We start from the raw sequence: 23831 nt of genomic DNA on the forward strand, positions 1-23831 counted from the left end.
GGTCATACTGTTTTCTGCTCGCCAATGTGCAGGCCAACTGTTGCAAGCAATCTATGAACGGCTGAAGGTACTCTGCCTCGCAAGCCCCCAATTCGGCCGGTCTTGTCGCTTTTTATGGCGGTGATTTCTCTCCCGCCCGCAATCTCGCTCTTTCTGCATCATGTTTTACGGAAATGCCGCAAAGGCATCCCGCGGACCAAAGTTGATCCGCCGTATCGTCCACTTTTCTCAGGAAAGCGAAACGCCTCGCCTTAGCCAAGCCTGCTACAAAGGCACTATCTCGTTCGGCCTGCAGTGATCATGCTGATCGAACAGTTCGAGACGAATGGTTTGCCGCCCTTTGGCGGGCGAAGGCAGCGCTAGTTCGAAGTCAATGCTGTGAGATGCATGTTCTCGGTCGATCTCGTTAAAAATCGTCGAGTATCGGCGATTGGACGCAGGATTTAGGCTCCTTCTCGCTATTGATTGCACTAATCAAGATTGAATGACGCTTATATTCAGCGATCGGCGAAGCCCTCCCAATGGAGCGGTTGCTTCGTCAAAATCGGTGCACATCAAGCGATTGCGCACGGTATCCGTACAAGCCGGAAAGCTTGGCGATCGGGCCAAGTCGCGCGTGGCGTACGCAGCATAGTGCTGCGCGCAAAGCGAGGACCATCCAGGCAACGCCGACAGGAGGCGAGAATGCGAAACAGCTCGCATAATTCAGAGCGTGGTTCAGAAAGAAGCTGTGCGATCTGCGGTGGAAGGTTCGGTCTAATCCGCTACTACTGCTGGCGAACGGCTCTTTGTTCCAAGAAATGCGTCGACCGCTTCAAGGTTCGGCGGGAGGCCGATCACAAATGGCTTAGCTGGTTGCGAGCGGCCTAGCACCTGAGAGGGAGTGTCACAGGGAGACCGCGTTCTTCTTTTACAGGTGTCCCAGTAGCGATGGCGGATCATAGACATTCGTTGCTGCAAAACGACCTTAAATATCCATCCAGACCGGCTCTGAATCCAGATCGGCGCTATTTCGAACGCTGGGATCGCTGACAATATCTCTGGCCGGATGGAAGACCGCTAACGGGCGCAGACTATGAAATTCATCCTCGTGAATCACAGGACCCCGCACGGCGATAGAACCTGCAGCGGATGTTCTCGGTCCTTAGGTCCCGGTTACGTGCGAGATGTGCGAACGGAGGGGCGATATTGCGACTACGATTGCTATCGACGCCGTCACCTAACAGGCATCGCGTTCCCTTACCTTGTGCCGCAAGCCGTCTTTAGGCGCGATACGCAAAATCTCGTTCCTGTTGGACTCGAGGCCTTGCTGACTGCCGCTTCATGTTGGCTTGAGGTCGGGGTCGCCACAATGTCATGGATCAATACGGTGGGCGTCCTATCGAACCCTCTAGGTCCAAGAGACCTCCTTTGACTTGAGCTCGGAGGAGTCGCGGGACCGCGCCCGACCGGTGGTGAGTGCAGAGTTAACTGGTTTGGAGCTTGAGTGAGCGCGCGGGAGGCAAGACCTCGACCGCAATTCGGTCCGAGCTTGTTTTGAGCTCGGTCCAAGCGACGTCTTGCGCGGCAAGCACCATCTGCGGGACGGATGGTGCGTCCTTCCATTGAGGCCTATGCCAGCGCCTCTGAAAAAGACGCAAATGGTATAGTGGCGTGTTTCTGTTATATGGCAGCCGCTCTGGCATTGTTCGCTCATGGTGGGTGGGGCCGCCGCTTCTGGAGGCGGCGGCCCCTTGCCACGAAGACGCCGGTTACGCGAGACATCGGCACCTTCGCGACCACCGCCAGGATGGGCGCGGTTAATGTAAGGCTGCAAGGAGCATTGCTCATTAGTCTTACCGATCAAGGTTTTTGCTATTGGGATGCTGCATGCAGCTGGGCGAGCAATTATATTGGCCAATTCAGGTCAATTGTTTATTTGAGAGATAGATGTCGCATTCAGTTGAGTTGATCGTCAACGGCTATGTCAGACTAAATGATCGTGGCGCGCTGGAGGGACTTCTTGCGCATCGGCGGGAGTTGCTGAGGCAACTAACCAGCGTCACAGGCATCGATCCAGCACGAGCCGTCGCGCAAGTAAGCCAAGAAATCGCAGTCATAGAGGCTGGACTTGCGACGATCGCACCGGAGTGACGCGCCGGGCCGTCCGTTCAGTGGAGGCGAGCAACTTGGCGTCGGCTATCTCGGTTCACAGCCTACGCGCCCGTGCGGGCTAAGCCAGCGACGATTAGCGCGAGCGAGGTGATCCAGAGGCGGGCATACAAAGTTGGGACAGCAGCTTACGCTACGATGACGCTTTCCGATCAAACGAAGCGCCGCGCCGAGTATATTGGCGCGACGACTTCGCCTTGGGTGGACCCGGACGGGGCAATGTTCGGTGCGAGGAGCCTAACGCCCTGCAGTACTATCGCAAGCAAACCCTTGCATTAAGCTTGATGTCGCCGCTGGAAGTTAATTCTGGAACTGCTAGTTGCAGTCGATGGCTGAACGCGATGCCAGTGAGAGCGAACAACGTATCGCCCGTTAGCAGAAACGATTCTAACGCTGAGGCACGGCGGACACCATCCAGAGTTAAAGCCTGCCAGAGTTAGAGCTTGCTTGAGAACCAAAACGTTCCCCTTTCAAGGTCGCGCCGGGCGTTGGTCTCGCGTTCTCACTCACTCGGCTGCTTAGGCCGATCGAGAAGATCGAGCGCGGTGTTGATTTGCTCAAGTTGATGCTCGATCTTCTCGCGCTGCTTAGCGCCTATAGTCGAATCGAGTTGCTCAATCAGCTGCTGCTTTCGGGCGAGCAGATTTTTAATGACCGTCGTCATCTGACCTCCGTGACGGCTCACGGTCGATGGCGGGATGCTGCATGTTCTTCACCATGATCCAGTGCGTCCGCCGGCCGGGATAGGGACGGCCCGCGATTCTTAGAGACAGCGACTTTGATGACCTGGACGGCATTCGGACTCGCGGCCGCCGTAAACGCAGCAGCGGCGCCGCAAGTAGACCGTAGAGAGGGATGACCTGAAATCGTAGTCCATTTGCTGTGTGCGCCTCCCCGTTTGGAGAAGAATGATGCTATCTGCCTACGGACGGTGGCGGCGTCTCCTTTGTGCGGGTTGGCAGTATCGGATATTCGATCTTGGGTAGGCGCCCGTTCAGTGAATTAAGAAACGCAACAATATCGTTGTTCTCCTTCTCGCTGAGCTCGGCGCCCAGCTGTACTTCGCTCATGATTCCTACGGCTTCCTTGAGAGTCCAAACTTGACCCGAATGGAAGTAGGGAGCTCGCAAGGCAACGTTGCGCAAAGGGGCGACACGAAACACGTATTCGTCGCTGGGGGCATTGGTGGCTGCGACCCGTCCCTTGTCGGCCGTAGGAAGCAGTTTGATATCTGGCTTTTGGATCACACCAAACGGGAAAAAATCCTGGCCGCCAATGTTGATTCCCTTATGGCAAGAGGCGCATCCTTTGTCCATGAACAGCTTTAGTCCCGCCTTTTGCTGATCATCAAGAGCGCTGGCATCGCCATTCAGGTATCGGTCGAACGGAGCCGCCGGTGTCGTGAGAGTGGCCTCAAAAGCCTCGATCGCTTTGGCGAAATTGTCGAAGGTGACCGGCGATGTATCCTTCGGGAAAGCTTGCTTAAACTTAGCGACATAACCGTCCATCGAGTTCAACGTGCTCGTCACGCGGTCCGGGGTCGCATTCATTTCGACGCTCGCCTGAACGGGTCCCTTTGCTTGCGCCTTGAGATCCGGCGCGCGTCCGTCCCAGAATTGCGCGACATTGAATACCGAATTGCAGACGGTTGGCGCTCGACGCGCCCCCTTTTGCCAGCCGTGACCAACCGAGGTCGGCCCAACGTCGACGCCGCCAGTGCCGAGGTTATGGCACGTGTTGCAGCTAATGATCCCGCTTGCCGAGAGGCGAGGGTCGAAAAATAGCATTTTGCCGAGCTCGGCTTTCTCCATAGTGACGGGATTGTCCTTGATCGCGGGGATAGCAGAGGGGATCGGCTTGAAGATCTGTCTGGCCGCCCTCATCAAGTCGTCATTCGCAATGGCATGGGATGAGACGAGCACTAGAACGGTAGCAATAGATACCTTTCGCATCACGTGAGACTTCCGCTTCTTTCGGCGACGCTACCGGAGAATAGTTTTTCAGGAGCGCGCCCACGACATGGTCGCTCGTAAGCATGCAGAAAATGAGCCAGTCCTTGCGAGTAAGCAGGTGTCGTGTTTGCCTGCTCAATGTCGCCTTCGCGACACGTTGGCAGCGGCGCAACACGAATTATACGGTTTCGCCGCGCTTCGAGGAGGAGCAAAGCGGCACGTCAATTGCAGGAATACCCGTGACAGTCACCTGTCTCGCGAGTTCAGGTTCAACCTTGCCCAATTGGATCCAGTCGATGTCACAGACGCCGCATCATTGATCAGGTCCCGCGGATTGAAGCCTTGCCGGGTTCTTCGCGCGCGCCGCTATCGCGTCAGCAGGTGAGTGGCTTTGGTCCTATCATGTCTGTCAGGTGTCGGCGAGATGAAGCCGGGGATCTCGCACCTCGAAAAGATTAGCTTCCTGAAGGCCCGGACGGTTGGTGGCGCGCGTCTTGGAAGCGCCAGCTGCTTGTGGCTGCTACATTCACGGCGCTCTTCACGCGCGAGCTGAATCCTGATGAAGGCTGAACAAGACCGGATGAAAAGGTTTCTAATGTCGAAGGCGAAGTTGCTTGAAATAATCATCCCGCCACCGCCGTACAGCTCCATTGGCCAGCAGACGCGTCGTCCCCGAAAAATCCTTGCGGTACGAGAGAGTTGGGTGCCGCTCGCCAGACTCCCCTCGCAATCGCAACGTGCGCGCCGAAGGCGCAGCAGGGATGGCGAGCGCCACCTAGCACCCCTCTGTCCCGCAACCACCTGCGGGGCTGGGTCGTCTGACGGCAGACATCTGCCTCGGCTTGGCGGACTTTCTTCAAATGCCCATCCGACAGCTATGAGGTAAACGATGAGATGCGCATTTCACCGCTGGTCCAGTGCGCTCTTTGGCGGGGCGGCATTGCCGCTCGTTGTTGCGAGCGTGCACGCGCAAGGTCGGCTTACTGAGCCAGCCTCACGCGTCGTTCTCTGTGCCGAGCACAGGAATAAAGACTGTCCAATTGATCTGTGGAGGGCAAACGCGATGGAGGGCGGCAAGTTCTTCCCTGCCACTAAGGGCGGTCTGCTAGATCCGATCGCGCCGACTGATGTGCAGAACGCGGCGCCGCCAGAGGACGAGCACATTGCCGGCAGCAGCGTGCGCGGCGATGTGCCTTTGCTTGATGAGCAGACGCCGACGCGCTGGGAGAAGATTAGGTTACACTCCGGCGCGAAGCAGAAGTTCAAGTGGGAGTACGGTGCACCTCACCTGACACGGCGTTGGAACTATTTCATCACACGGGCGGACTGGAATTCGTCCTCTCGGCTCACGCGCGCGCAGTTCGAAGTGAAGCCATTTTGCACAGTCCAGAATAGCGGCCAGCCGTTTTGGGATCCAAATGCCAACCTGATGCCAAAGGCGCCCACTGTGCACATATGCGAGCTACCAAAGCGCACCGGCTACCAAGTGATTTTGGCTGTGTGGGAACTCGCCAATAGCCCGATGGCATTCTATCAGGTCGTCGACGCTACGTTCGAGGAACGAAAATCGTCGAGCACCAGTGGCTCCGATTGAAGGGGCATAGGCGGATCTCGCCCGCCAAATGCGGCGGGCGCTTGGCCAACCGGCAGAGATCCTCCACAGACAGTAGCCGGTTTAGCAAAGGAAACGCCGAATGAGGCTGATTGTTTTCGACTTCGACGGCGCGCGCTGGTTATAGTCAGGCCTTGATCTTGGAATGTCTTACGCCTCGTCTTTGTTCAATTTCGTGCGCCTCTTCCTCCACATCAGGGCTAGTTCGCGCCACTCGCAAGCAGAATCGTACTTATCCGAGCACATCTAGCGAAACGTTTGCTACGCGACGAAGAGGCTTGTCGCACGCATGGTGAGTAGCGCGCTTCGAGAATGGCGATTCCCCCAGAAGATGGGCAGGCGGGAAGCACGATCGGCGCTCAGAAACCCACTGCTGGCGGCCTAGCCTTCGACTGAGAAGGGCATGTAAAATGCGTCCCAGTTCAAAGTTGACTTCTGAGGCTAGGTGCGGCGGCGGCTGATGCCCTGATTGACCATTGGAATGCAGGCGGGCCAAGGTCAGGAAATGTGTACCGATCAGTTCTATTTACTTCCTTCGTGGCGCCGGCTAAACCACTGCACGGGCAGGGCATTTCTGTCCCAGGAGGCCCTTTCGAGAAGTTAAGGTGGATGAATGAAAACGGGACAGAAGAGCAAGGCTCCGCAGAAGGCTGTCCGCGTTGGTCGCCCTCCGAAGGAGTTGGCCGCCGAAGTGGACGAGCGAATCCTCAGCGCAGCGCGTGAGTTGTTTCTCGCACGGGGGCTCGCCGGGGTCAGCGTCGGGGAAATTGCGCGCCTTGCCCGTGCAAGCAAGGCAACGATATATACCCGTTTTTCCACCAAAGAGGCTTTGTTCGCTGCGATCGCGATGCGTAACGCGCAGAAGGTGCAGGAAGGATACGAAAGCGCGGTGTCCACGGGCGATACGATCGAGGAGCGTTTGACGGTCCTTGGGAGCGAGATACTCAAGCACGTGCTGACCGCCGATAGTGTCGATTTCATTCGTCTGGCGGCTACTGAGGCGCGCCGGTTCCCTGATCTAGCCAAGGTGGAGCGAATGATGCGCGAACGCGGCACTCATCACGCGGCTAGCGTCTTGAGAGACGTGACCGGCTCGAGGCAGGGTAGGGCGTATGCCGCCTTCGCTCCGGAGCGGCTGACCAGAACGGCGCAGTTCTTCCTGGATCTCGTCGTCGCGCCGCTGGTGATGCGGGCGGTGTTCGGCGAAGATCCCAAGCGGCTTAGGGCAAACATCCGTGGCCATGTGACGGAGAGCGTTTCGTTCTTTCTCGCGGCCTGCCGCACCGGCGAGCCCGGTCGATAGCGATCCACGCAGTCACCCCATCTCTGGCGGGTACTCACTACCGTCCGGTCGTGCGCGGTTCTCCTGACCGTCACACTGGAAAGGTCTTGCGAAGTCATTGATGCCCCGACGCAAGCCACGCAGCAAAGGGGTGGCCCGACAATGTTGCGTCCGCAAATCGACGACTTTGCAGCCAAATATTGCATTTGATTTCCAGACTTTATGGGTTTTCGGCTTTCGGGGCTGACTCACCAGGAAGATAAGCCCTTTAATATGACCACTGCCGGATCAGATCCGGCAGTTGCGCCCCGTGCGGAATGATGCTGCTCCAAAAATAGAACCGCACGGTACGGTTAGTTGACAGAGATCTCTGCGCGCAATATCGGTACTGAACCGTACGGTTCTATATTCTGGCGTCGGGAGAGAATGTCGGCTTTGGCTAATTACGAATATTTTGTGGCAGCACGGCGCAGCGAAAAGCGCAGGATTGCACGTTGTCCCGTCATGTCGCGGCTCGGACGCGTTCGCCATTTGGCGGGCGTCGTCGCGCCTGCTTTTTTGCTCGCCTCTTGCGCGGTCGGACCGAACTTCGTTGCGCCCAATGCCCCGGCGGTTGACCGCTACACACGAGAGCCTCACCTTGCCTCGACCGACAGCACCAAAACGCCTGGGGGCAATTCGCAAGTGTTCTCGCCGGGAGGCGACATCTCAGGCGACTGGTGGGGGCACTTTCATTCGCGCAAGCTCACAGCATTCGTTGAAGAAGCCGTTCGCAACCATCCCGATATTCAGTCTGCCGAATTCGCCCTGCGCGTCGCCCGAGAGACCGCACTCGCCGAGCAGGGCGCCTTGTTTCCGCAAGTGACCGGGACGGGCTCGGCCGCGCGCGAGCAGGGCCCGCTCTACAAGCTCTTCAATACCTCCGTCAGCGTCTCCTACGCGCTCGATCTCTGGGGCGGCACGCGCCGGCAAGTCGAGGCGCTCGAGGCCCAAGTCGACTACCAGGCGTTCAAACTGGAGGCGACTTATCTTTCGCTGACCGCTAACGTGATTACGGCGGCGATCACTGAGGCCTCGCTGCGCGACCAGATCTCAGCGACCGAGGAGATTGTCAAGGCAGAGACAGATCAGCTGGCGCGCATCCAGCGCCAGTTCGAGATCGGGGCGGTCTCCAAGTCCGATGTGCTGTCGCAGGAATCGACGCTTGCGCAAGCCAAGGCGACGCTGCCGCCGCTACAGAAGCAGCTCGCCCAGCAGCGCAATCAGTTGATGGCCTATCTCGGTCGGCTGCCCAGCGAAGATCGCGGCGAGCATGTGACGCTCGCCGAACTGCGTTTGCCTGGAAGGCTTCCGGTATCGTTGCCGTCGGAGCTCGTTCGTCAGCGTCCGGACATCCGCCAGGCCGAGGCGACGCTGCATCAGGCGACCGCGACCGTCGGTGTCGGTATTGCGAATCTTTTGCCGCAGATCACGCTGTCCGGCAGCTATGGTGCGAGCGGAACGGGCAGGCTGTTTTCCCCCGGAACGATCGCCTGGGACGCGACCTCCACCATCACGCAGAAGCTGATCGACGGCGGCACGCTCTATCACACCAAGGAAGCCGACGTCGCGCTCTTCGAGCAGGATATGGCGGCCTACAAGAGCACCGTGATCACGGCGTTCCAGAATGTCGCGGACTCGCTGCGCGCGATTCAGTACGACGCGGCGACGCTGAAGGCGCAGGCCGAAGCGGAGAAAGCAGCATCCGACAGCCTTTCGATGTCAATCGAGCAGTTCAAGACCGGCGCGGTCCCTTACGCCAACGTCATCACGGCTCAGCAATCCTATCTCAACGCGCGGATATTGCGCATCAAGGCGCAGGCGGCGCGCTTTGCCGACACCGCCGCGCTGTTCCAGTCGCTCGGCGGCGGATGGTGGAACAGAGCCGACCTGACGGTCGATGCTCTGCCTCGCGCCAATCCCGGTTATTTCGCGGGTCCCAACCGCTCAACGCAGGAAGCAATGCGATGATCAAGCGCATGACGATCATGCTCGTCGTGATGGCGGTCCTGTTCGCCGGCCTCTACGGCTTTCAGACCTTCAAGGACATGATGATCAGAAAGGCGATCGGCGCCACGACGAATCCGCTGCAGACCGTGTCAGCCGTGGTCGCGGTAACAGCGCCATGGCGATCGACCCTGTCCTCCGTCGGCTCGCTGCGCGCGGTGAACGGCGCCGATCTCGCGCTGCAGGCTTCCGGGATTGTACAGACTATCCAGTTCTCTTCCGGCGACGAGGTGACTGAAGGCCAGCCCTTGCTCCAGCTCGTCGCAACCGACGACGTCGCCAAGCTGCAGTCGCTGCAGGCTACCGCCGAGAACTACGCGATTATAGTTAAACGCGACGAGGAGCAGATCAAGTTCAACGCTGTCAGTCAGGCCACGCTCGACAGCGACAAAGCCAATCTGAAGAATGCCAGAGCCCTGGTCGAGCAGCAGAGGGCCATCGTCGAGCAAAAGACGCTCAAGGCGCCGTTCGCCGGGCGGCTTGGGATTCGCGCCGTCGATATCGGCCAATTCTTGAGCGCGGGCACGGCCATCGTCACATTGCAGAGTCTCGATCCGATCTACGTCGATTTCTTTCTGCCGCAGCAGGCGCTGGCTTCGATCGTCATTGGTCAGGACGTCACCGCGACTGTGGATGCTTTCCCCGGCGAACGCTTCTGGGGCCGGATCTCGGCGATCAACGCCAAGGTCGATAGCGCAAGCCGCAATATCCAGGTCCGGGCGACGATCCGAAACAATCCGGCCCGTCTCCTCCCGGGCATGTTCGCCAAGGTCGAGATAGATATCGGTAAGCCGGAAGAGATCGTCACTGTTCCGCTCACGTCGATCGTCAGCAACGCCTATGGCGACCTGGTCTATCTCGTGGACGGTCTCCACGACGGGCAGGGCGCCGCGCGGCAGATGTTCGTCAAGACCAAGCCGGCCAAGGGCGACCGCATCGCCGTGACTGACGGCATCAAGCCCGGGGAGACCGTCGTGATCGCGGGCCAGATCAAGCTTCGCAACGGCAGTCCCGTAAAAATCGACAATTCTCACGTTCCGATCGCTGAAGTGGCGCCGACAGTCGTCGACCAGTGAACGCCGGGATAAGCAGCAAGAGCCGATAATATGCGCTTCACGGACATCTTCATCCGTCGTCCGGTGCTGGCCTTGGTGGTCAGCGCGCTGATCCTGGTCCTCGGGCTGCGGTCGATGACCTCGTTGTCGATCCTGCAATATCCGCGTACCCAGAACGCGATCGTCACCGTGACGACAGCCTATGCCGGTGCCGATTCCGACATCATCACCGGCTTTATCACCACGCCGCTGGAGAACGTGATCGCTCAGGCGAACGGCATCGACTACATGAATTCCAGCAGCACCACCGGCACCAGCACTATCACTGTAAACCTGCGACTGAACTACGATTCCGGCAAGGCGATGACGGAGATCAATGCCAAGGTCAACTCCGTCCTCAATCAGCTTCCGACCGGTACCCAGCAGCCGACTTTGACGCTGAAGGTGGGCCAGACTATCGATGCGATGTACATCGGGTTTGCGAGCGCGGTGCTCGCTCCCAACCAGATCACCGACTACCTGACCCGCGTGGTGCAGCCCAAGCTGCAGACCGTGCCGGGCGTTCAGACCGCCGAGTTGATCGGCGGCAAAAAGTTCGCCCTGCGTGCCTGGCTCGACGCCGATAAGCTCGGAGCTTATGGGCTGACGGCGAGCGACGTCTCCACCGCGATGTCCGGCAACGACTATATCGCCGGTCTCGGTTCGACGCGGGGACACCTCGTCCAGGTCGATCTGTCCGCCACGACCAACCTTCATTCGCTCGAGCAGTACCGCAACCTCGTCATCAAACACGTGAACGGGGCGATTATCCGCCTGAAGGACGTGGCGAATGTGACGCTTGGCAACGACGACTATGACAGCTCGGCCAAGTTCAACGGCAGGACGGCCGTCTATCTCGGCATCCAGGTGGCGCCGACCGCGAACCTGCTGGATGTCATTAAGGGGGTGAAAAGGGTCCTTCCCGACATCAATGCGAATCTGCCGAACGGCATCACCAGCGAGATCCTCTACGACTCGACGGATTTCGTGAGCAGTTCGATCGATGAGGTCGTCCATTCGCTGGTCGAGGCGGTTGCCATCGTGACCATCGTGGTCTTCCTTTTCCTCGGCTCGTGGCGGTCGGTGCTGATCCCGGTGATCGCGATCCCTTTGTCCCTAATCGGCACCTTCGGATTGATGCTTCTGATGGGATTCTCGATCAATCTCCTGACGCTGCTGGCCCTGGTGCTCGCGATCGGGCTCGTCGTCGACGATGCCATCATCATCGTCGAAAGCGTCCACCGCCTGATTGATCAGGGTACCCCGCCCGTAGAGGCGGCGATCCAATCGGCCCGCGCGCTCGGCAGCCCCATCATCGCTATGACGGTGGTCCTGATCGCGGTGTACGTTCCGGTCGGCTTCCAGGGTGGTCTGACGGGCGCTCTATTCACGGAATTCGCCTTCACGCTGGCGGGAGCGGTTGCCGTGTCGGCGGTCATCGCCTTGACCCTGTCCCCCATGAACTGTGCCTGGTTGCTGCGCCGAACCGAGCGGGATGCTGCGACTTGGCAGGCGCGTCTGGTACGCAGGATCGATCATGGGCTGGAGCGGCTGACCGCCGCCTATCGCCGCCGCCTTGAATCTCTTTTTGCCACCAAGTCTGTCGTGGTGGTGTTCGCGCTGCTGCTGCTCGCCGGCATTCCCTGGCTCTATGCGAGCTCGAAAAGCGAACTCGCGCCGGATGAGGATCAAGGCGTGATCCTTACGATGACCAATTCGGCGCCCTCGGCCACGCCCGAGCAGCGCCAGTTCTACGCGCAACAGGTCTACGACCTCGTCGCAAAGCGCCCTGAAACCGGGCTCGTCTTCCAGATCGACACGCCCTCGCAGGCAATCGCCGGCTGGGTGCTCAAGCCGTGGGACAAGCGTAACGTGACCACCGGCACGCTTCAGTTTGAATTCCAGGACCTACTCAACGGCATCGCAGGCACGCGTTCGGTGGCATTTCAACCGCCGGCGCTGCCGGGCAGCAACGGCCTGCCGATCCAGTTCGTCATCGGCACGACGGGCTCGTTCAGCGAGCTCGACGAGGTCGCCCGGAACTTCATGGCGGAGGCGCTCAAAACTGGACAGTTCATGTTCCTCGACGACGACCTCAAGATCGACAAGCCGAAAAGCACCGTCGTGTTCGACCGCGACAAGGCCGGTGATCTCGGGTTGAAGATGAGCGATCTCGGTGGCGCCCTGGCGACCATGCTGGGGGGCAATTACGTCGAGTATTTCAACCTGGACGGCCGCTCCTACAAGGTGATCGCCCAGGTCCGGCAAAACGACCGCCTCACCACCGAGCAACTGCTGAGCTACCAGATCCGCACCAGCAACAACACGATGGTGCCGCTGGCGACGGTTGCCCATCTCGACAACAAGGCCGCTCCGCAGGCGCTCAACCATTTTCAGCAGATCAACTCCGCGACCATTTCCGGCGTGGCGATGCCGGGCGTCGCGATGGGCAATGCACTCGCGACCCTGAAGACCCTCGCCAAGTCCCTTCCGGCGGGCTACTCGACCGACTTCGCCGGCGCCTCCCGCCAACTCGAGCAGGAGACGGGCGGCTTCGTTACCATGTTCCTGTTCGCGTTGATCATCATCTATCTTTCGCTTGCCGCGCTGTTCAACAGCTTCCTGGATCCGGTCATTATTTTGATATCGGTACCGATGTCGCTCGCCGGCGCGCTGGTCTTCATCAGCATCGGTATCGGCGGCGCCAGCATCAACATCTACACCCAGGTCGGGCTCGTGACCCTGATGGGTCTCGTCAGCAAGCACGGGATCTTGATGGTGGAGGTGGCGAATGAGTTGCGCGCCGCCGGGAGAAGCCGCACCGAGGCCATCATCGAAGCGGCGACGATCAGGCTGCGGCCTATTCTCATGACGACGGCGGCCATGGTGCTGGGCGTTCTGCCGCTGGTCACAGCGAGCGGCGCCGGCGCCGTGTCCCGCTACAATATGGGCCTTGTGATCGCCACAGGCGTTTCGATCGGAACCCTCTTCACCCTGTTCGTGGTGCCGGTCGCCTATGCCCTCATCGCCCATCGTGGGCCGAAGGTCGCAGCAGAGGCTTCGAATTGAAGCACACCGGTCAGTGCGGGCGTCGGCAGAGCTGCTGAGGACGACTAAGGGGGCCAGCTTTGCGGTTTCGGCCAATTCATCTTTAGGGGCTGCGGCGCGTGCCGCCGCATTGCTTGAGATTGGTGGTATCGTCGGACCGCCGGCCGCCACGTGGTGCGAGACATGTAGCTTTACGCGAATGCGCGCGAAAAAACCGAGATCTACGCGGAGAGAATCGATTCCCATCCATCTTCAGGGCGAATGTACGGGCGATCGTGGTGGTCTGGCATTTGCATGCTTTATCAGGGTGCGGTCCGACCCCGAAAGAGTTGCGAATAGGGCATCGGGTTTCTCACCCCAATGGCGCGACTTCGGTGTCGCGCTCGTCGCCAAATCAAATAACCGCCGCCGGCCCTGATTCGATCGGTAGGTGCCGCCCCTTCTGGATGAATGCTGCGATTGCCCCTTCTTTCGGCCTCAAGCCAATTGCGAAAGTCGCTCAGGTTGCTTGATGCGACAAACAAGGTCGCCGTTAAAAGCGAACGTTTTTCAGGTAGCCCTTTCGGGTAGAGTGGGGCGAAACGCTCCGGTCTCCAAGCAGCTATACGATGTCTTGAGGTCTCACGCCATGCGGGCCGCCTCCTGTAACATGATCTCTCTCATCCAGACGCTTGCCTGATCATTATTGTGAAGAGCCGGCCATTGTACGGCTTCCGTAAAGGCCGGTAGCGGTATTGGAAGATCAACGATCCGTAGCCGCATCGTCGTTGCGAAATGTCGCGCCAGCCGTGAATGCATCGTCGCGATCCGCTCGGTACCCAGCAGCAGGGGCGGGATCAAGCTGAAGCTCGGCACTGCAACCTCGATACGCCGCTTGTGACCATGCTCGAGCAAGAGCCATGCCTCGATCGAAGGCTTGCCCGTTCGTCCGAACTGCGCCGCAATATGGCCCATCGACATGTACCGCTCGAAGGAGAGCTTGCGTGAAAGCTCTTTGTTCTTGTGACAGCCCACGCACACCAGCGTCTCGTCGAACAGCTTTGCCTTGGGGTGCGCGTTTGACATGTACATTTCCGGAAAGATCAGGAAGTCGACCTCACCGCGCCGCAGCGGCTCGTCCGGTTGGTCGTCAAACGGAAGCAGTTCGAACGTGATGCCGGGGGCCTCGCGCGCGACACGCGCGATAACTGTCCCGAAGAACACCAGCGCCATAAAATCAGACAGCACGACCCGGAAGCGGCGGTCCGACTTGGCCGGGTCGAACGTATCACGTGCGGCAATCGACAGATGGATGTGCAGCAGGGCTTCGCGCGCCGGACCGGCCAACGCTTCGGCACGCGGCGTCGGAACCAGTTCGCGACCGTGCATCGTGAAGAGATCGTCGCGGAAATAGTCACGCAATCTGGCGACCGCCGCGCTCATTGCCGGCTGGCTTAAATGGATGGTGCGCGCCGCCGCGGTGAGGCTGCGCTCGGTCATCAGCGCGTCGAGCGCGACAAGCAGATTCAAATCGAGACCTTTGAAGCGCATGATGAGGCATCCACGCCATGAATACGGCCCATAAAAACAATCGATTGTACCCATGCCTCTCAGTATCTCAAGCTGCAAAAAAGAAGCCGGGAGGAAATTCGTGGCTGAGACTGATTTCGATGTTGCCGTCATCGGCTATGGGCCGACGGGCCTGACGGCGGCATCGCTCTTGGGACAGCTCGGCCACCGCGTCCTAGTCGTCGAACGATGGCCGTCCCTCTATGGTCTTCCGCGGCTGACGCATATCGACGGAGAGACCGCGAGGCTTCTCAGCTTCACATGCGACATCGAGGAGGCGCTCAGGGATTCATCGCCAATCGAGTCCTACATCTTCTACAATGCGAAGGGAAAGCGGCTGGTCGATGTCGCCGGCATTCCCAGCCTGCCGATGGGATTTCCAGCGCATATCTCGATACACCAGCCCGACATCGAGGCGGCGATCGACCGTAGAGTGCGCACCTTGCCGAACGTGACCGTGCGCCAGGGGACGGAGCTCACCGGCCTGAAGATAACAGCCGGAAAGGTCGAACTCGCGCTAAGGGCAGGCGAGGCCGCGGAAACCGCGCACGCGCGCTACGTCTTTGCGGCTGATGGCGCCAAGAGCTTCGTCAGGTCCGCGCTTGGGATCAAGCGCGACGATTCCGGCTTCAACGAGCGCTGGCTCAATATCGATGGGGAGCGCAAGCGGCCACTTCCCGCAAGCTTCGAGGAAACCAAGCAGTATTGCGACCCGGCTCGAGGCCACATGTTCCTGCCGATCGGCGCAAATCGGCAGCGGTTTGAATTTGCGCTGCTGCCGGGCGAGGACACCGACGAGATGGAGCGGGCGGAGAGCGCGTGGAGAATCTTGAAGCATTATCACGATGTCGGCCCGGACGATCTGCGGATCATCAGGCAGATCGTCTACACCTTCGAATGCCGTATGGCGCGGAGCTGGCGCATCGGGCCGGTGTTCCTGGGAGGTGACGCCGCGCATACCATGCCGCCCTATCTCGGGCAGGGTGCTTGCTCCGGTATCAGGGACGCAGCGAATTTCGCATGGAAGCTCGACCTCGTACTCCGGAACGTCGCATCATCGGAAATCCTTGAGAGCTACGAGCCCGAGCGCCGTCCGCATGTCACCCACATCATGCGTACCACCGTGATGTTGGGGAAGCTCGCCAATACGCATAGCCGCACGGTCGCATTCTTCCGTGACCTGGCTTTCCGTTTCAACCTGGTCCCGCCGCCCCCGCCATTTCCTCCCCTTTCCGCCGGCATCATCCAGGACGACCGTCGTGCCCGCTGGGGAAAGGTCGTGGGCTCGGTGCCGCCACAGGGTCGAGTCAAGATCGGTGATCGAGTTGCAAGGCTCGACGATCACGTCGGTTACACTTTCGCCCTGATTGCTGAACGTAATCCAGCGGCTGTCCTTGGTTCATCGCGGATGGGCTTTCTTCGAAGCCTCGGCTGTCGCGCATTGACGCTTGCTGACGATGCCGGCGCCGGCGTCGAACGCATGCTCGATCTCGATGGAATCTATTTGTCCTATCTCACCGAAAAGAACGCTGTCGCGATGGTGACCCGTCCGGACACCAATCTGTTTGGCTTTGCTGCTGGGCTGAAGGATGTCGCCGGCCTTGTGGACGATCTCCAGCAGAAACTGTCGTGGCGCACGGCAGCGTTGGCAGCGTGAACATGACCTTATCCGAAGAACACGCCAAAGAAATTGAAGCTATGTGCCGCGCGATGCCGATCACGCGGATGATCGACTATGGCATGACCTTCGAGAAGGCACAGCTCGCGCATCGGCGGGTGCGCGAGGGGAGGCCCTGGGACCTCGTGCTTGAGGAGATGGCAGACGAGCAGGAACGACTTGCCGAGGCGGCCAATGACGCAGCGCTTGCCAGCGAACGCTGGCACGCCGCCGCTGTGAGCCTGCTTTTTGCTCAAATGGCGTTCAATAGGGATGGCGACCGAAAGCGAGAGCTCTACCGCCGCATGACCGGTTGCTTCGGTCGTTTCGCCGCGCTGTCGAAATATCCGGCGACGAAGGTGAAAGTGTCATACCGGCAGGGGACACTGTTCGGATGGCACTTTCTGCCGATCGAGGAGCGGACCCGTGCAAGCGTGATCGTGTTCGGGGGCATGAGCGGCTGGTCCACGGCCTATCGGTCGATGGCGGAAGCGCTCTGTCTCCGAGGAATCGCATGTTTCCTGGTAGATGGTCCAGGGCAGGGCGAGAGCAGGCTCGAGGGAGGCATCCACGCCGATGATGACGTCGCAAGCGGCTTGAGCCGCTTCGTCGATCTTGCCCTGATGCGCTCGCCTGGTGAGAGAATCGGGCTGTGGGGCAACAGCTATGGCGGGCTCCTCGCAGCACTAACCGCTATCCGCGACAACCGTGTTCACGCCTGCTGTGTCAATGGGGCCCCACCACGCACGGAGGTGCCGCCGTTCCGGACGGCGCAAGAGCAGCTCGCCGCGATGTTCGGTTGCCACGATCCGGATTTGCTGGCCGAGCGCGTTTCCGGGCTTGTCTTCGACGGCCGCCACGTCCCTATCACGTGCGCGACGCTGGTGCTGGAGGGCGGCGCCGACGCCTTGGTCAAGTCGGGATCTCAGAGTTCGTTTCTCGAAGGCAACACCGATTCCCGATCGCGAGTCAGGTCCTGGCCAGACGGCGAGCACACGATCTACAACCATCCAGATGAGCGAAACACGCTGGTAGCGGACTGGTTCAGCGCGGTGCTGAGATCGTAGCCGGAGGCCGCTGGATCGGGATACGCGCCGGGCCAAGCCAGTTCGAGCGTCAGGGTCCACGATTGGCTTGCCAACGATGTGACGTCCTGGTCCAGCTCGACGATCCCGACGCCGGCTATTTTGCCGACGTTGGACCAAAGCGTCACGTACCCGCATGCAGTCAGGGGAGAGCGGTCTGACCCATGCGTCTCGGGAAAAGGCGGCAGTCTTCCAAGCTGAATACGAGGGTTCGATTCCCTTCACCCGCTCCATCCCTTCCCAAGCTTTCCCATAAATTACGCAAACAACCGAAATACATAGACTTTTCTGGCTGTGTTTGATACGTATGCTCTCAAGAAACGTCCAACATTTCGTCCAACACGTTTCAAGAATGCCCCGACTTTCTCACTCGCCGTCATGGCACTTGGCAGTTCGTTCGTCGCGTACCGATTGAGTTTGCAAAGCTCGATCCGCGTGACGGGCCGTCGAGCGGTTCGTAAAGGTTGCTGAAGATAAGCCCGTCAATGAAATCACCGAAGAAGACGGCATCAAATACTGCGAATGGTGGCGCAGCCGTATCATTGCTGGAGAGGCGGAGCCCAAGACGGCAACAAGGATATCGGCCAGCTTAACCAGATGCTGAAGGAGGTCAGTATTCGACGGCGGCTCAACCTGCCTGATATTTTCAAGGGGCTACGGTTGAAAGGCGAGATCGAACGGCCGCGAGTGCCCTATGAAACCGAATTCGTTCAGAAGCGCCTGCTTGCGAAGGGCGCTTTGGATGGCTTGAACGAGGATGCTCGACTGGTCTTGTACGTAGTGGCCGATACAGGACTGCGGCCTTCGGAAAGTCGTCAATCTGCAAGAGGACGCGATCGTCCTGAAGGGGCCAATACCTTACGTGAAGATTCTGCCGGAGGGGCGCCGCCTCAAGACGGCCGATTCGCAGCGTGACATTCCGCTGGTCGGCGCGGCGCTGGCGGCTATGAAGAAACGACCGGAAGGTTTTCCGCGCTACCGCGACAAGTCTTCGAATCTATCCGCCGTGTTGAACAAATTTCTGCTGACGAATGGCCTCCGCCCGACCAAGGATCACACGGTCTATTCACTGCGGCACAGCTTTAAAGATCGGCTGATCGCCGCTGAGGCTCCCGATAGTCTCATCGATAGCCTCATGGGTCACAAGACCTACAAGCCGAAATACGGCAAGGGTCCGTCGCTCGAACTGAAGCTTAAGTATCTTCAGCGGATCGCCTTTAAGGCTCCTGCTTCGCTGTAGGCCATCAGCCGGCGGCGAGCGCGCGCTCTGGTGCCTTCTTTGTCCTTAAGCTCTTGGAGCTCCGCCTCGAATTTTTCGTACATCGGAAGATGGACGTCCCCATCGAGTTCGATGAAATAGGCGAGCAGCACCAGAGCGCGTTCTATGCGCTCGATTCATCGTTAGCTGGGAAGAGGCCTCTCCTGACATGGCGGCGTGCTCGGCTGTGCACGACCATCACAGCACCGGACGCTGTCAAAATCCGCCGCAATCCTTGGGAATTGCCCTTGATTGACAGGCTTTCCCATTCTGCTCAACTCATCCCAATCGGCGATCAAGCCAAGTGGTTTTGCCTATCGCTGGCACTACCAAGTGCTTGAGTGAGTACGGTTGTAAATTCGGATAAAGCCCCACTGATCGTCACTGGCTACCGTTCAGAATTCAGGACGAGATGATCCGCACGCGGGAAGGGCCGTACTGTCGTTCCATTGCTTGCTTGTCGGGTGAGAGGCTGCCCCAGCTCATGTGTTGCCCCTTCAGATGGGTAGACCACTCGCGCACTTCGATCTCAGAAACTTGGTTGCTGCTGGGATCGTAAGAACAGATTCCTCTTATGGTGAGCTTCGCCTCGTCTGATCTCTCGCTCTGAGCGTCAACGTAGTTCAGGTCAAATGCGACTTCGAAGGAGATGGCGACGAGCGAGGGTTTGGGGGTCGCGTACCCCCTAAGTATTGGCTTGTGTGACGCCCCGAGTTCAAACTTCCCTGTCTCGCTTGCGATTTCGCGTGCTCTTTCATCGACAGCCCCCAGGATGGAGGCGCCGATCGCTTCCTGCTCAATAGCGGCTGCGCTATCGCCAATGGCGCTCAGGAAATCCTTGAGGGCAGGGTAAATCCGGATGTCCCTTTTTCCGCTTCGGATTTCATCCACAAGTGTGGAGGCGAGACCGCTATTTTTGTTACGGCCATCATAGAAGGCGGCGTCTGCCGTTATCAGGTGGACTGTGTGATCCGTCGCCGCCGACAGGGCCGCTTCCCAGATACAGCAATCCCTAAATTGCTCATTGTTCTCGCCGCTCGGAGCGCTTTTTTGAACGACTCGACTGAGCGCTGATTTTGCCTGAGCGTGTGTGAACGGGACTCGGATTAAGATGCCTTCTAATTGCTTCCATCGGTGCCTAATCCCATCTTCGATTGCGACCGGCGAAGGTCCAGTGAACAGAAGATTGTGACCCGAGAGTTGGCGCAATAAGGAACCCTCGCGGCTGATGAGGGCCACGGCTTTCTCCGCCATCGCCGGTAGTATGCGATTGACTTCAAGCTCGACCACTTCGGGCAGGAGTATCGATGCCTTGGCGCCGGTCATGGCATACAAGAGGGCGCTGCCAATTGCTGACTGAAGCAACCGTTCGGCTATCCAAATGTTTGCATCCAAAAGAACATGATACGGCTTTTCGTCGGACATCGCAGTTAGGCTTTCCGGGAAGTGTAGTGCTCGAATATGCTCTAAGTCTGCCTCATTCGATTGTTTGACCGCAATCAGAACATAACGTCATACTGCGGCGCGTAGGGTTGGTTGGTCGAGGTGATGTTTCTCAGCTCGTCGGAAAAGAAGCACTTGATGCCGGGGCCACTTGTTCGACCTCCAGTGCGATCGTATGCCCAAAAATACTCGAACCCGCGGTTATCCTTTTTGCGGATCTTGTATTCGAGCTTGTAGGGCTCCATCAGCCGTCTGACGCCGTGATACTCCGCTTCGATCATTGTGCGTGACCGGCCGGCTTCGATGATGATTTGGCGAGCTACTGGGATAAAGCTGCCGCCGTAGGAGAATGATCTGGCCAGCGGACGCCGGAGGCCGCCCGTGGGACGGATTGCCACCGGCTCAAGCAGGCCGAAGAGCTCCTCGATCAGAGCGCCAAAGCGTCCCTGTATCATGTCGAAGCTGATGCGGCTGGCCTTGGGTGTTACCAGATCGTCCCAGAGGCCGCGGAATAATTGGAGCGGTACAGCAAGTAATTGCATTCGTGCCTGCTGCGCCTCGGCGTCATAGATCGATTTCTTGAGAAAGGTGCGCACCACCTCGGCGCGGCTCACAGGAAAATCTTTGCTAAAAACGATTGAGTAGAACAGATCGAAGAGATCCTGGGCCTTGCGCCGGAAGAGAAGAGTGGTGAGTTTTGACGCAAGGAGCTCTTCGAGTTTCTGGCAGCGGATCAGCCCCGAGCATGCCGATTGATCGGAATAGGGATGCAGCAGCGGCCGCGTCTGGATGGGCAGGTAAGGCTTCTCGAATTCGTTGATGTCCATATGGGAGCGCAGCGTGACGCTCTCCTCCGCGTAAAATCCCTTGAAATAAACCCGAATTTCCAGTGCTTGGACTCCGGGGATTTTTAATTGTTTTTCGGCGATGCGCGTCCGGTCCATCACGAACTGAACACCGCTGCCAGTGTTCGCTGCTGCAAGAATGTCAGTCAAATCAGCGTGGAGCTGGTTCTCGTCGAGCGCAGTCTCACATGAAAAATCCAGGTCTTTGGAATATCGAGTGCCGGGAAGGTATCCTTTGCGAATGCCATTACCGCCTTTCAATACCAAAAGATTTGAAAGTCGCTGGTGCGCAAAGATTTCGCGTAACAGCCAGCCGTGGACATAGTCCCGCTCAACGTTCTGCGGCGAAATATCCAGCTCAGCGGCCTTCTGCTCGATTTCAGCATCGGTAATCATTGAGCCTCGTTATCGTCCTGATCGGAACCCTGAGCCGAGCCGTAGCCAGTGTTTGGATGTCCGTCCGGCCGGCCGGCGCGGCCCACGCGGGCGTGAGGTAAGGATATCAGCTTAGGTAGCTTTGTTCCTCATTTGTTCGCGGCAGGCCCATGGTTTCCACCGAAATTTATGCTAGTTTAAGCTATGCAGATTTTATCAAGTATAGGTTGATATACGAGGATTTCTTCAAACTAGCTATTGGTTTGGATGTATGCTATATTATCAAGTATGACTGGATCAAAAGGACATCTTCTAAACCAGCTCGCTAAGCTCCTTCCCGAGGGACTGCTGGTGGATTCCGTCTGGCTTAAGCGAAGCGGCTACTCGACCCAGCTCCAAAATCTGTACGTGAAGTCTGGTTGGCTCGAACAGCCCACTCGCGGTGTCTTCCGGCGGCCGCGCGGCACCTTAAGCTGGCAACAGGTGATCATATCCCTTCAGACGATCCTGAACTATTCGCCGCTCGTCGTTGGCGGGCGGACAGCGCTCGAACTGCAAGGCTATGCGCACTACCTTCCGCAATCGACGACGCGCGTTCATTTCTACGGACCAAAGGCGCCGCCGCACTGGGTTCAAAAATTGCCGCTGCCCGTCGAGTTCGTCTACCACAACGACCGGCGGCTCTTCAAAAACGAACCCGTCGCAAAAGGCATAAGCAGCGTCCGCTGGAATGTCGAAACTGGGAAGATGCTCGACGTCACGGCCTTTCGGGGAGGCGACGTCGCTCAACTGAACTGGGGGCAATGGGACTGGCCTCTAACGCTCTCGACGCCGGAGCGCGCCGTCTTCGAACTGCTCGACGAATTGCCGAACAATGAAAGTTTCGAACAAGTCGATGCTCTGCTTGGCGGCCTCGCCAATCTTCGGCCGGATCGCCTGCAAAAGCTCTTGCAGGATTGTGCGAGCGTGAAGGTCAAACGCCTTTTCTTTTACTTTGCCGACCGCCACCAGCATGCCTGGCTCAAGCGCCTCAGCAAAGAAGGCGTCGATCTGGGCCACGGCAAACGCATGCTCGTGAGAGGTGGCGTCCTCGATCCCACCTATCAGATAACCGTCCCCGGAGACCTCGATGGCGTTCGCTGACGTTTACAAGAAACAGGTCGCGCTCCTGCTGCGCGTTCTTCCGTTCGTCACGGACGAAGAGTGCTTCGCCCTGAAAGGTGGTACCGCGATGAATCTGTTCGTTCGCGATATGCCACGCCTCTCGGTCGATATCGATCTCACCTATGTTCCCGTTGCGCCGCGCGCTGAATCCCTTGCCGACATTGACGCGGCGATGAAGCGCATCGTCGGCAAGATCAAAGAGAAAATCCCCGGCGCGCAGGTCCACGAGACCCAAAAGGAGGGAACCATCGTCAAACTTGTCGTTCGTTCCCAGAACGTCCAGATCAAGATTGAAGTCACGCCCGTACTTCGCGGATGCGTCTTCGAGCCCGTTCTAACCTCGGTGCGCCCCGCCGTTGAGGAAGAGTTTGGGTTTGCAGAGGCTCGCACGGTCTCCTTCGCCGACCTCTATGCCGGAAAAATCGTCGCGGCTTTGGATCGGCAGCATCCACGCGATCTATTCGATGTTCGCGATCTGCTGGCTAATGAAGGCATCACGGATGAGATCCGTAAGGCGTTCATCGTCTACCTACTAAGTCACGATCGTCCGATGTTCGAGGTGCTTGCATCCCCACAGAAGGATATCAGCGACGAATTCCTTCACGGGTTTGAAGGTATGACCGACAAGCCCGTCTCAAAGGACGAACTGATTGCCGCGCGCAAGAAACTCGTTGATGAGATCGTCGGCAAGATGCCGGACGATTATCGAAAATTCCTCGTGTCGTTCGAGCGCGGTCAGCCCGATTGGGATCTTCTTGACGTGCCGGACGCCGCCGATTTGCCGGCCGTCAGGTGGCGCCAGCAGAACCTCGATAAGTTATCGAAGGAAAAACGGGATCAGCTTGTGGATGGTCTCAAAAAGGTACTCGTCGCTTAGCGTTAGACGCTAGGCTTGTTGCCCGGTTGTTGATTCTATCACCTAGCCTTTCGTTCCCATATCCGGATTTCCCGGGCTCAGTTTTTCCGGCCATCACTCCGAGCTGGGCGCAAGATTGACGAGGTCCCGAATGGCCCGGAGCAGAACCGTGGGGTCGTCCAAGCCGCCGCATTTTCAATGGGGGCGAGTCAACAGCAATCTAATTCTCGGCAAATTCGCCGAGATCAGAATAGTCCAGGATCAGAAGTGTTCTTTCAATGCAGGTGATTATCACTTTTGGCTTCCAGTCCTGAACACGGCCGTAAGGGCGACAACGCCCGAGACGGCACGCCTGAAAGAGAGCTGTATCGCTTCATCGCTGTCGGATCCTGCAATCACGCTCAAGGATCCAGAA

The 23831-nt window shown here is 58.5% G+C and carries 17 protein-coding genes; 11 read left to right on the forward strand and 6 right to left on the reverse strand.

Annotated features, from left to right (window positions below; genetic code table 11):
• Positions 1-1929: 1929 nt before the first annotated feature.
• On the forward strand, positions 1930-2133 hold the full coding sequence (locus Q3C01_RS13995; RefSeq protein WP_458145905.1) for a hypothetical protein: 204 nt from the start codon (positions 1930-1932) through the stop codon (positions 2131-2133).
• 520 nt (positions 2134-2653) lie between these two features.
• On the opposite strand, the gene Q3C01_RS14000 is transcribed toward Q3C01_RS13995, so the two are convergent.
• Both Q3C01_RS14000 and Q3C01_RS14005 read right to left on the reverse strand, forming a co-directional pair.
• A complete protein-coding gene (locus Q3C01_RS14000) occupies positions 2654-2815 on the reverse strand; it encodes a hypothetical protein (protein ID WP_458145906.1) in 162 nt (53 codons plus the stop codon).
• Between the two features lie 250 nt (positions 2816-3065).
• Positions 3066-4103: a cytochrome-c peroxidase gene (locus Q3C01_RS14005; RefSeq protein ID WP_458145984.1), complete on the reverse strand. Its 1038-nt coding sequence runs from the start codon at positions 4101-4103 to the stop codon at positions 3066-3068.
• Between the two features lie 889 nt (positions 4104-4992).
• On the opposite strand from Q3C01_RS14005, the gene Q3C01_RS14010 reads away from it, so the two are divergent.
• From Q3C01_RS14010 to Q3C01_RS14030, 5 genes are all read left to right on the forward strand, one after another.
• On the forward strand, positions 4993-5697 hold the full coding sequence (locus tag Q3C01_RS14010; RefSeq protein WP_458145907.1) for a lytic polysaccharide monooxygenase: 705 nt from the start codon (positions 4993-4995) through the stop codon (positions 5695-5697).
• A gap of 631 nt (positions 5698-6328) precedes the next feature.
• Positions 6329-7018, forward strand: coding sequence for a TetR/AcrR family transcriptional regulator (locus Q3C01_RS14015; RefSeq protein ID WP_458145908.1), 690 nt, complete (start codon positions 6329-6331; stop codon positions 7016-7018).
• A 483-nt stretch (positions 7019-7501) separates the two neighbouring features.
• A complete protein-coding gene (locus Q3C01_RS14020; protein ID WP_458145909.1) occupies positions 7502-9007 on the forward strand; it encodes an efflux transporter outer membrane subunit in 1506 nt (501 codons plus the stop codon).
• The gene (locus tag Q3C01_RS14025) at positions 9004-10119 is read left to right on the forward strand and encodes an efflux RND transporter periplasmic adaptor subunit (RefSeq protein WP_458145910.1); all 1116 of its coding nucleotides are present in this window, start codon (positions 9004-9006) and stop codon (positions 10117-10119) included. Before Q3C01_RS14020 ends, Q3C01_RS14025 begins: the two co-directional genes overlap by 4 nt.
• A gap of 30 nt (positions 10120-10149) precedes the next feature.
• Positions 10150-13206: an efflux RND transporter permease subunit gene (locus Q3C01_RS14030; protein WP_458145911.1), complete on the forward strand. Its 3057-nt coding sequence runs from the start codon at positions 10150-10152 to the stop codon at positions 13204-13206.
• A 600-nt stretch (positions 13207-13806) separates the two neighbouring features.
• Here Q3C01_RS14030 and Q3C01_RS14035 read toward each other — a convergent pair.
• The gene (locus Q3C01_RS14035; protein ID WP_458145912.1) at positions 13807-14715 is read right to left on the reverse strand and encodes a LysR family transcriptional regulator; all 909 of its coding nucleotides are present in this window, start codon (positions 14713-14715) and stop codon (positions 13807-13809) included.
• 100 nt (positions 14716-14815) lie between these two features.
• Between Q3C01_RS14035 and mhpA the strand changes: the two genes are divergently transcribed.
• From mhpA to Q3C01_RS14050, 3 genes are all read left to right on the forward strand, one after another.
• Positions 14816-16390 carry a bifunctional 3-(3-hydroxy-phenyl)propionate/3-hydroxycinnamic acid hydroxylase MhpA gene (gene mhpA / locus Q3C01_RS14040; protein ID WP_458145913.1) on the forward strand — a complete coding sequence of 525 codons (1575 nt, stop codon included), beginning with the start codon at positions 14816-14818 and terminating at the stop codon, positions 16388-16390.
• 2 nt (positions 16391-16392) lie between these two features.
• On the forward strand, positions 16393-17457 hold the full coding sequence (locus Q3C01_RS14045; RefSeq protein ID WP_458145914.1) for an alpha/beta hydrolase: 1065 nt from the start codon (positions 16393-16395) through the stop codon (positions 17455-17457).
• Between the two features lie 880 nt (positions 17458-18337).
• Positions 18338-18715 (forward strand): site-specific integrase, encoded by a 378-nt coding sequence (locus Q3C01_RS14050; RefSeq protein ID WP_458145915.1) that lies wholly within the window; start codon positions 18338-18340, stop codon positions 18713-18715.
• Here the strand turns inward: Q3C01_RS14050 and Q3C01_RS14055 are convergent.
• The 3 genes from Q3C01_RS14055 to Q3C01_RS14065 form a co-directional block, all read right to left on the reverse strand.
• Positions 18679-18846 (reverse strand): hypothetical protein, encoded by a 168-nt coding sequence (locus Q3C01_RS14055; protein WP_458145916.1) that lies wholly within the window; start codon positions 18844-18846, stop codon positions 18679-18681. The genes Q3C01_RS14050 and Q3C01_RS14055 overlap by 37 nt on opposite strands.
• Before the next feature lie 289 nt (positions 18847-19135).
• On the reverse strand, positions 19136-20158 hold the full coding sequence (locus Q3C01_RS14060; RefSeq protein ID WP_458145917.1) for a PIN domain-containing protein: 1023 nt from the start codon (positions 20156-20158) through the stop codon (positions 19136-19138).
• Between the two features lie 74 nt (positions 20159-20232).
• On the reverse strand, positions 20233-21417 hold the full coding sequence (locus Q3C01_RS14065; RefSeq protein ID WP_458145918.1) for a nucleotidyl transferase AbiEii/AbiGii toxin family protein: 1185 nt from the start codon (positions 21415-21417) through the stop codon (positions 20233-20235).
• Between the two features lie 267 nt (positions 21418-21684).
• Here Q3C01_RS14065 and Q3C01_RS14070 point away from each other — a divergent pair, with 267 nt between their 5' ends.
• Positions 21685-22539, forward strand: a complete 855-nt coding sequence (locus Q3C01_RS14070; RefSeq protein ID WP_458145919.1) for a type IV toxin-antitoxin system AbiEi family antitoxin domain-containing protein — start codon at positions 21685-21687, stop codon at positions 22537-22539.
• The gene (locus Q3C01_RS14075; protein WP_458145920.1) at positions 22526-23437 is read left to right on the forward strand and encodes a nucleotidyl transferase AbiEii/AbiGii toxin family protein; all 912 of its coding nucleotides are present in this window, start codon (positions 22526-22528) and stop codon (positions 23435-23437) included. Before Q3C01_RS14070 ends, Q3C01_RS14075 begins: the two co-directional genes overlap by 14 nt.
• The last annotated feature ends 394 nt before the right edge of the window (positions 23438-23831 follow it).

Source organism: Bradyrhizobium sp. UFLA05-109 (assembly GCF_054185165.1).

Coding starts and splice junctions, on each gene's coding strand:
- Q3C01_RS13995 (WP_458145905.1), top strand. CDS start 1,930: ATGTCGCATTCAGTTGAGTTGATCGTCAACGGCTATGTCAGACTAAAT.
- Q3C01_RS14000 (WP_458145906.1), bottom strand. CDS start 2,815: ATGACGACGGTCATTAAAAATCTGCTCGCCCGAAAGCAGCAGCTGATT.
- Q3C01_RS14005 (WP_458145984.1), bottom strand. CDS start 4,103: ATGCGAAAGGTATCTATTGCTACCGTTCTAGTGCTCGTCTCATCCCAT.
- Q3C01_RS14010 (WP_458145907.1), top strand. CDS start 4,993: ATGAGATGCGCATTTCACCGCTGGTCCAGTGCGCTCTTTGGCGGGGCG.
- Q3C01_RS14015 (WP_458145908.1), top strand. CDS start 6,329: ATGAAAACGGGACAGAAGAGCAAGGCTCCGCAGAAGGCTGTCCGCGTT.
- Q3C01_RS14020 (WP_458145909.1), top strand. CDS start 7,502: ATGTCGCGGCTCGGACGCGTTCGCCATTTGGCGGGCGTCGTCGCGCCT.
- Q3C01_RS14025 (WP_458145910.1), top strand. CDS start 9,004: ATGATCAAGCGCATGACGATCATGCTCGTCGTGATGGCGGTCCTGTTC.
- Q3C01_RS14030 (WP_458145911.1), top strand. CDS start 10,150: ATGCGCTTCACGGACATCTTCATCCGTCGTCCGGTGCTGGCCTTGGTG.
- Q3C01_RS14035 (WP_458145912.1), bottom strand. CDS start 14,715: ATGCGCTTCAAAGGTCTCGATTTGAATCTGCTTGTCGCGCTCGACGCG.
- Q3C01_RS14045 (WP_458145914.1), top strand. CDS start 16,393: ATGACCTTATCCGAAGAACACGCCAAAGAAATTGAAGCTATGTGCCGC.
- Q3C01_RS14060 (WP_458145917.1), bottom strand. CDS start 20,158: ATGTCCGACGAAAAGCCGTATCATGTTCTTTTGGATGCAAACATTTGG.
- Q3C01_RS14065 (WP_458145918.1), bottom strand. CDS start 21,417: ATGATTACCGATGCTGAAATCGAGCAGAAGGCCGCTGAGCTGGATATT.
- Q3C01_RS14070 (WP_458145919.1), top strand. CDS start 21,685: ATGACTGGATCAAAAGGACATCTTCTAAACCAGCTCGCTAAGCTCCTT.
- Q3C01_RS14075 (WP_458145920.1), top strand. CDS start 22,526: ATGGCGTTCGCTGACGTTTACAAGAAACAGGTCGCGCTCCTGCTGCGC.